Below are 808 nucleotides of genomic sequence, written 5' to 3'. Positions count from 1 at the left end.
ATACCTATAAATGCTTCTCTTTTCATCTTTTAAGAACAGATCATTATCATCACGAATAACACATGATAATTTACATGGCACACCCTCCATCTTAATAAAAAGAGGAATCTCATGGCCTATCCAGAAATTTATCACATCACTTAGATGTAGTTTATATTTATTAATTACTTCATTTAATTGATAAAATTGAGCGAAATGTTCCATCATATTCCTTAAGGCATTCATTAAGAGACATTGTTGGATAATAACACTTAGGATAGTAATTTTGTAAAGCCCTGAAGTAGGCTTACCTTTATGACATTGTCTCACTTATTTTACTTATGGCGAGCCTTGACCAAAAGCATCCTTGCTACTATCAACCATCGTAACTACAATCCAAGTGGAAACCCTTAGGAACCGCCCCATGCACAAGCAACCAACATCATCACAAGTTACCAAAGCACAGATTTACCGTGCCGTCGCCAGCTCAACCGCGATAGAAACCGGTGTTTCTGTGCAAAAAATTGAGCAGCAACTCAAACAAAATCAGGCACAGGCGAAAGCCGTTGGCCTCGCCCGTTAATCTGGCAATATATCGCTCACCAGTTGCATCATTGGGCTATAGTTCCCTGATACGCCTGCCTGTATTGCCTTGAAGTAAAACGCCTTGTGCTCATCCCACAGGCTGTAGTCCAGTAAGCCCCTCCCCGCCAGAACCGACAACACATCGCAAAGCAATCTCGACAGACGCCCATTACCTTCTCTGAATGGATGGATCAAAATAAACTCCACATGGCATTCAGCCAGATTGATCTTACCCACGAATAGT

Annotated in this window: 2 protein-coding genes and 1 pseudogene; 1 reads left to right on the top strand and 2 read right to left on the bottom strand. The window is 41.5% G+C overall.

Going from position 1 to position 808, the window contains the following annotated elements:
- Positions 1-204: pseudogene (locus IPZ49_RS23240) on the bottom strand (hypothetical protein); the annotation flags it as partial.
- A 199-nt stretch (positions 205-403) separates the two neighbouring features.
- Between IPZ49_RS23240 and IPZ49_RS19930 the strand changes: the two are divergent.
- Positions 404-562: a hypothetical protein gene (locus IPZ49_RS19930; RefSeq protein WP_105322857.1), complete on the top strand. Its 159-nt coding sequence runs from the start codon at positions 404-406 to the stop codon at positions 560-562.
- On the opposite strand, the gene IPZ49_RS19925 is transcribed toward IPZ49_RS19930, so the two are convergent.
- Positions 559-808: Fic family protein (locus IPZ49_RS19925; protein WP_193762866.1), on the bottom strand; the 250-nt coding region annotated here is incomplete at its 5' end. The two genes, IPZ49_RS19930 and IPZ49_RS19925, sit on opposite strands and share 4 nt — an antisense overlap.

The sequence above is a fragment of the Enterobacter cloacae complex sp. S2 genome, from assembly GCF_015159675.1.
Lineage (GTDB): Bacteria > Pseudomonadota > Gammaproteobacteria > Enterobacterales > Enterobacteriaceae > Enterobacter > Enterobacter intestinihominis.
This window is presented reverse-complemented; position numbering and strand designations above follow the sequence as displayed.

Excerpts from the sequence above, each read along its gene's own strand:
- IPZ49_RS19930 (WP_105322857.1), top strand. The coding sequence starts at position 404 with ATGCACAAGCAACCAACATCATCACAAGTTACCAAAGCACAGATTTAC.